General features: G+C 58.9%; 6 protein-coding genes. 5 read left to right on the forward strand and 1 reads right to left on the reverse strand.

The annotated features are described in order from the left end of the window. The first annotated feature begins 17 nt into the window (after positions 1-17). The 4 genes from AC1DSG_RS09050 to AC1DSG_RS09065 all read left to right on the forward strand — a co-directional run bounded on the left by AC1DSG_RS09050 (position 18) and on the right by AC1DSG_RS09065 (position 3,967). On the forward strand, positions 18-539 hold the full coding sequence (locus AC1DSG_RS09050; RefSeq protein ID WP_477790576.1) for a methylamine dehydrogenase light chain: 522 nt from the start codon (positions 18-20) through the stop codon (positions 537-539). A 202-nt stretch (positions 540-741) separates the two neighbouring features. After that, a complete protein-coding gene (locus AC1DSG_RS09055; RefSeq protein ID WP_477790577.1) occupies positions 742-1,263 on the forward strand; it encodes a cytochrome C in 522 nt (173 codons plus the stop codon). Positions 1,264-1,469: 206 nt separating this feature from the next. Then, complete coding sequence (locus tag AC1DSG_RS09060; RefSeq protein ID WP_477790578.1) at positions 1,470-2,018, forward strand: hypothetical protein; 549 nt, start codon at positions 1,470-1,472, stop codon at positions 2,016-2,018. A 278-nt stretch (positions 2,019-2,296) separates the two neighbouring features. Next, entirely contained in the window at positions 2,297-3,967 is a 1,671-nt protein-coding gene (locus tag AC1DSG_RS09065; RefSeq protein ID WP_477790579.1) for an MFS transporter, read from the forward strand. 45 nt (positions 3,968-4,012) lie between these two features. On the opposite strand, the gene AC1DSG_RS09070 is transcribed toward AC1DSG_RS09065, so the two are convergent. Next, positions 4,013-5,026, reverse strand: a complete 1,014-nt coding sequence (locus tag AC1DSG_RS09070) for a GlxA family transcriptional regulator (protein ID WP_477790580.1) — start codon at positions 5,024-5,026, stop codon at positions 4,013-4,015. A 234-nt stretch (positions 5,027-5,260) separates the two neighbouring features. Here AC1DSG_RS09070 and AC1DSG_RS09075 point away from each other — a divergent pair. Continuing rightward, a partial coding sequence (locus tag AC1DSG_RS09075) for a stalk domain-containing protein (protein WP_477790581.1) occupies positions 5,261-6,392 on the forward strand: 1,132 nt, incomplete at its 3' end.

Genomic DNA, 6,392 nt, shown 5'->3' on the forward strand with positions numbered 1-6,392 from the left:
AAGGCAGGGAGACTTATATGAAACTGCTGGATCTGTTGTTCGAGCGCTCGACCCGTCGAGTCGCCGACACCACCTCACGCCGCAAACTGCTGTCGCGCATGGGTTCCTTGATGGTCGCCGGTGCCGCCCTGCCGCTGCTGTTGCCGCTGGACCGCACCAGCAAAGCCCTGGCCGCCGACAACCCGAAAGCCGGTGACCCAGGTGATCCGAACACCTGCGATTACTGGCGCTACTGCTCCATCGACGGCTTTCTGTGCAGCTGCTGCGGCGGGTCGGTGACGTCCTGCCCACCGGGCACCGAATCCTCGCAAGTCACCTGGATCGGCACCTGCCGCAACCCGGCCGACGACAAGGACTACATCATTTCCTATAACGACTGCTGCGGTAAGCAGAGCTGCGCCCAGTGCGCCTGCACCCGTAACGACAGTGAAGAACCGGCTTATCGCCCGTTCAACAACAACGATGTGAACTGGTGCCTGGCCGCCAAATCGCACATCTATCACTGCACCGTTTCGGTCATCCGTGGCGTCGCCATCTAACGCGCATTGCCGCCGGTTGCTCATGCAATCGGCGGATTTTTTTGTGCCCCCACGCGATCCCTGTGGGAGCGAGCCTGCTCGCGATAGCGGTGTATCAAGTGACTCAAATGTCGACTGGCACTCAGTCATCGCGAGCAGGCTCGCTCCCACAGGTTTCGGCGGCGGCTTCAAAAAGTGTGTTTTACCGTAGAGGTGCTTTGTCATGCGTAAGTTGCTACTCCTCGGTCTTGTCTGCACCCTGAGCGCCCCGCTCGCCTATGCCCGGGCCATTCCCGACCCATCGCAGCGGCATGCGCCGGGCAATGAAGAGCTGCAAAAACCCATCGATCAGGCCGGTTACAGCGTTGGCGTGAACTACCAACTGCAATGCGCCGGTTGCCATTTGGGTAACGGCATGGGCTCGGCCGCCAATGACACGCCTCGGCTCACCGGGTTTGTCGGCAACTTCCTCAAGGTCCCCGGCGGCCGCGAATTTCTGGTGCGTGTACCCGGCATGTCGCAATCGGCGCTGAACAACGCGCAGTTGGCTGACCTGCTTAACTGGTTGATGCGCGACGGCGGCCTGGCCGGTAAAAGCACGCCTGCCGATTACCAGCCTTACAGCGCTGAAGAAGTGGCTGAGTTGCGTCACGTAACAATGCTCAATTTGCCGGGCACTCGGACAGAGTTGATCAAGGCAATGCGTGCCCAAGGAATCGCAATTGAAGACGGCATGAGTGACTGACTCGCCAGACGCAAGGGTACGTGACTGCGAACGAATGTCATCTGCGTCCTTATCTTCGCTATTTTTTTCCGTCGGACTTCATTCCGCTACCAATCTTCTAGACTCATCGAAACAGGGGGAGCCACGCGCTACGCGCGTTTCCATACGCTGATGAAAAACAAGGAAAAATAACCTTGAAAGCATCGACAATCTTCGTCGCGGGCAGCGTGTTGTTTTCGCTGGAGGCTTCTGCCACCGGGATTATTCCGGTCTTCGACCTGGATTTCACAAGGTCAGCGGATCAAACGCTGAAAAAACTCAACATCAACGATGGATGCATTGTTGATGCCCCTACCCCCATCACGTTCACCTACTGTCGGGAAGGCTCGACAACGCTCTGGAAGTATCAGGTGCTGGACCTGCAACAACAGTCAGCAATCCGCACTGTTACCCAGCAGCCCCTGATGGGCTATGGACAAATCAGCGTTCTGGAACTCAATAGCGCGGCCTGCGAACACGAAACCCGGGCCGAGGCTAAATCCGCCATTAGTTGCATGGCCATACTCAGTCTGGTCGCGCTGTTTCTGCTGATGGGCTTGCGATACACCTACATGGTCTTCCGCCAACACAACAGCGATGGTTCTGCGTCTTCGATCCCTCCATGGCAGCCAACGACCGAGCATGTGCCTGAACACCAGGTAATGACAAAGGCATTGGGGGCGTTTGTTGTCGCAGTTGTGATGATGATGGTCTATTGCACCCTCTGCGTTTTTTAATCTCGACTCGCCACTGAACGCGTAAATTTACGGTTTTTTTGGGGCAATGGTTTGTCGGCCGCCCGCTGCGTTTCATCGGCTTGCGATTGAAGCGTGATGGCGAGTGGATATCTGCGCGAAGGTGATTATGCTTCAACTATCCCGGCACACCTGCGAGGCCGCCAGCTGCGTCCCTACTACGTGCAATTTGCAATCCGATGAGATCAGCCCCAGGGCCTGGGTGCGGCAACTGATGAGAGGTACTCCGGCCAATAACAAGAGCAAAACGGAGAACACTCATGGCCGTAATCGACAGTACAACCACGGGTAGCACGCCTAACCGTGGGATAACCAAGGAAGAGCGCAAAGTCATTTTCGCCTCGTCCCTGGGCACCGTATTCGAATGGTACGACTTCTACCTTTACGGCTCCCTCGCCGCCATCATCGCCAAGCACTTCTTCGCCGGTGTCAACGAGACCACAGCGTTCATCTTCGCCCTGCTCGCCTTCGCCGCAGGCTTCGCCGTACGGCCTTTCGGCGCCATCGTTTTTGGCCGGCTGGGCGACATGATCGGGCGCAAGCACACCTTCCTCATCACCATTGTCATCATGGGTATCTCCACCGCCATCGTCGGCTTTCTGCCCGGCTATGCCACCATCGGCGTGGCGGCGCCAGTCATCCTGATCAGCCTGCGCCTGCTGCAAGGCCTGGCCCTGGGCGGTGAATACGGCGGCGCGGCAACCTACGTGGCCGAACATGCACCGCCAGGCCGGCGCGGTTACTTCACGTCGTGGATCCAGACCACCGCGACCCTCGGGCTGTTTTTGTCGTTGCTGGTGATCCTCGCCTGCCGTACCTTGCTCGGCACGGAAGCGTTCGAGGCGTGGGGCTGGCGGATTCCGTTCCTGTTGTCGATCCTGCTGCTGATCGTCTCGGTGTACATCCGCTTGCAACTCAGCGAGTCGCCGGTGTTCAAGAAAATGAAGGAAGAAGGCAAGGCGTCCAAAGCGCCGCTGACCGAATCCTTTGCCCGCTGGGACAACCTGAAAATCGTGATCATGGCCTTGCTCGGCGGTACGGCCGGCCAGGCCGTGGTCTGGTACACCGGGCAGTTTTATGCACTGTTTTTCCTCCTGCAAATGCTCAAGATCGACCCGCAAACCGCCAACCTGTTGATTGCCGGTTCACTGCTGATCGGTACGCCGTTCTTCGTCATATTTGGCAGCCTGTCCGACCGCATCGGCCGCAAGGGCATCATCATGGTCGGCTGTATCCTCGCGGCGCTGACCTACTTCCCGATCTTCCATGCGTTGACCCAGTACGGTAACCCCGACGTGTTCGTGGCACAGGAGAAGAACCCGGTCACGGTGATCGCCGATCCGGCCCAATGCTCGTTCCAGTTCGACCCGGTGGGCAAGGCCCGATTCACCAGCTCCTGCGACTTGGCCAAGAGCGTGCTGGCGAAGAAAGCGATCCCCTACAAAAACGAGAAGGCCGAACCGGGCACCGTCGCGCAGGTTCGCATCGGCGACAAAGTGATCCAGAGCTTCGAAGGCAGCAGCCTGCCGGCCGCCGAGTTCAAGACCCGCAACGACGCCTTCATTGCCACCCTCGGCACCGCCCTCAAGGAGGCCGGCTACCCCGAGAAGGCCGACCCGGCGAAGACCAACTACCCGATGGTGTTGCTGTTGCTGACCATCCTCGTGATCTACGTGACCATGGTCTACGGGCCTATCGCCGCGTGGCTGGTGGAACTGTTCCCGGCGCGCATCCGCTACACCTCGATGTCGCTGCCGTATCACATCGGCAATGGCTGGTTCGGCGGGTTCCTGCCGACGGTGGCCTTCGCCATGGTCGCAGCCACCGGGGATATCTACTACGGGCTGTGGTACCCGATCGTGATCGCAGTGATGACGGCGATTCTGGGCACGTTCTTCCTGCCGGAAACCAAGGATCGGGAAATCGCCTGAGGCGAGCAGCAGCCCTCTCCTGCCGAGGGAGAGGGCATGCCTGTTTTATTTGACGAGCCGGGTTTCCTTGGACGGCCGGTAGCCGAAATACGAGCTATAGCACTTGCTGAAATGGCTCGGCGAAACAAAACCGCAGGCCACCAGCACGTCCACCTGGGACAGTTCGGTGTGCTGCAGGAGTCGACGCGCCTCGGTGATGCGCAGTTCCAGGTAATAGCGTTGCGGCGTGGTGCCCAGTTGTTCCTTGAACAGGCGTTCGAGTTGTCGACGTGAACGGCCGGCGTAGACCGCCAACTGCTCCAGCTCCAGCGGTTCTTCGAGGTTGGCGTCCATCAGCTTGACCACCTCGCGCAACGGCGCGCTGACACAGATGTTTTCCGCCGGCTTGATGCGCCGGTAGCGAGACTCTTCAAACGCCAGAATGTCCTCGATGCCCTCGACGAGGGCTTTATCGTGCAGCCCTTTGATCCAGTCCAGTGCCATATGGAAGGCCCCCGCAGGACTGGATGCCGTGAGTCGCTCGCGGTCAATCACATAGGGCTCGCTGGTGACATGCGCCGCTTTGGAAACCTCCGCCAGTGCGGGCCGATGCTCCGGGTGAATGGCACATCGATAGCCATCCAGCAAGCCCGCGCTGCCAAGGAACCACGCGCCATTCCACAGCCCGGCCAGGGTGACGCCCCGCTCTGCCGCCGCCTTCAACAGGTGGATGAACGGATCGGCGGCCTTCAGTTCGGTGCGGTAGCCGCCACACACGACCAACAGGTCCAGTTGCTGAATCGCCGACGCATCGAAGCGTGCGTCCGGCCGGATCACCAGGCCCAGGTCACTGACGACCTCTCCATCGTTCAAGCCAAACGTTCGGGAAGCGAACAGGCTGGGTCGCAGCAGATTCGCGGTGACAATCGTGTCCAGCGCTTGCGTGAACGCAGGCAGCGAGAAGTGTTCGAGCAGCAAAAAGCCTGTGCGCGTGATTGGCGCAGGCTTGTCAGCAGGCTCGCTTAGATAGCGGAGGTTTTTACCCTTCATCCCTCCGCTGAATTGCCGTCGTTCGATCACTGTCCAACTCACTCGATTACGTTAACTACAAAAGTCAAAACCAGCGGGTTCATTATGCGACAGATCAGGCGAGCTGAAAGCTGGCCGACGCCACGTTGTTTATTGTGGATTAACCTTGGGCAAGAACCCATTTAGGCAGGCAGCAACAGGAATCTGGCAGGAATTCACAAGAAGCCTTTCATTGCCTGTAGCAAAGTGTGGTGTGCTGTCACCGGTTTCCCAAGGAACTCAGAAATGTTTACGTCCATTGCCTCGTTGAAAAGAAAACCACTCGCCCGACTCGCGCTGGCCATCACCCTGGGCACCTTTGGTTTGCCGGGCTGGATGTCCACCGCACAGGCCCATGGCGGGGCCGCCGAAATGGTGCCTTTGCAGTCGACCCTTGAGGAATTCGGGGCCACGGTCAAATGGGACAGTTATGCCAACCTGTTCGTCATCGCCAAGGACGGGGTTTACCTCAAGGTCAAACCGGACAGCAAAGTCGCCATGCTCAATGGCAAGCCCATGCAGCTGGCGGTCCCGGTGGTGTTCAAACACAAAACCGCCTACATGCCGAAGGACTTCATCAATCAGGTGTTCCAGTCCGGCCTGGATAAAACCTTTGTCGTCGAAACCCGGCCTAACCCGCTCAACCCGTTGAGCGCGGACGAAATCAAGGCGGCGGTAGATATCGTCAAGCAGTCCGAACACTACCAGCCCGGTTTTCGCTTCACCGAAGTCTCGGTCAATGCACCGCCCAAGGATCAAGTCTGGAATTTCGTCTTCACCGGCCAGAACGTCACCCAGCCGCGCGAGGCCAACATCGTGGTGCTGGATGGCAAGCACGTGATCGAAGCCCTGGTTGACCTCGATGCCAAGGCGCTCAAGTCCTGGAAGCCTATCGAAGGTGCGCACGGGATGGTCCTGCTGGACGATTTCGCCACCGTGCAATCGGCCGTGGAAACCAGCCCCGAGTACGCGCAGGCCTTGGCCAAGCGCGGCATCACCGATGTGAAGAAAGTCGTGGCCACGCCGCTGACCGTCGGTTACTTCGACGGCAAGGACGGGCTGGCGCAGGACAAACGGCTACTGAAAATCGTCAGCTACCTCAATACCGGTGACGGCAACTACTGGGCGCACCCGATCGAGGGCCTGGTGGCAATTGTCGACCTTGAGCAAAAGAAGCTGATCAAGATCGAAGACGAAGCCCTGATCCCGGTGCCGATGAAACCGACGCCGTATGACGGCCGTGGCCGCAAGGGCGTGCCGGTCAAGCCGCTGGAAATCATTGAGCCGGAAGGGAAAAACTACACCATCAGCGGCAACAGCATTCACTGGCAGAACTGGGACTTCCATGTTCGCCTCGATTCGCGGGTCGGCCCGATCC

The organism is Pseudomonas sp. P5_A12 (assembly GCF_056400685.1).